The sequence below is a fragment of the Brevibacillus sp. MCWH genome, assembly GCF_013096935.1.
GTDB lineage: Bacteria > Bacillota > Bacilli > Brevibacillales > Brevibacillaceae > Brevibacillus > Brevibacillus aydinogluensis.
This window is the reverse complement of record NZ_SDLF01000150.1, coordinates 1-454: the sequence shown is the minus strand read 5'-3', so window position 1 is coordinate 454 and position 454 is coordinate 1. Positions and strand designations below refer to the sequence as shown.

Genomic DNA, 454 nt, shown 5'->3' with positions numbered 1-454 from the left:
TTGTTACCTTGACCCAAAAATCTTTCGACTCTCCTGCAAACAACGTGCCGAGATATATCGTCGTATCTTGATACTCTCCAGGGACTCCGCCCTCGTCGTTGGCTAGGTCACACCATTCCCAACCAAACTCCTGACTATAAGCAGCTATCCTAATTGTTATATTCTCAGCAACGTTTCCTGTAGTTGGGTTTACAACAGTCATCTTTTGCTCAATCTCGTCGTTCTTCAACGACCCTAAATGCGTCGGTGTTATTTCACTTAACTCCTGACCTTTCCATATAACCTTTAGGTCAGTACCTCTCAGGAAAATATCACCACCGTACATATCGGCATACTCTTTTTGCTCATCGACTAAAACGTAGTTTCCTGAGTCATCTCTGTCATAAATTCTCAATTTACCTCTAAATGGAATAGAAGGTAATTCAATATCTATTCCTGAATACCCCTCAGGAAC

1 pseudogene is annotated in these 454 nt (G+C 41.9%); it reads right to left on the bottom strand.

From position 1 onward, the window contains the following. Positions 1 to 454 (bottom strand): annotated as a pseudogene (locus ETC00_RS19815) (hypothetical protein); the annotation flags it as partial.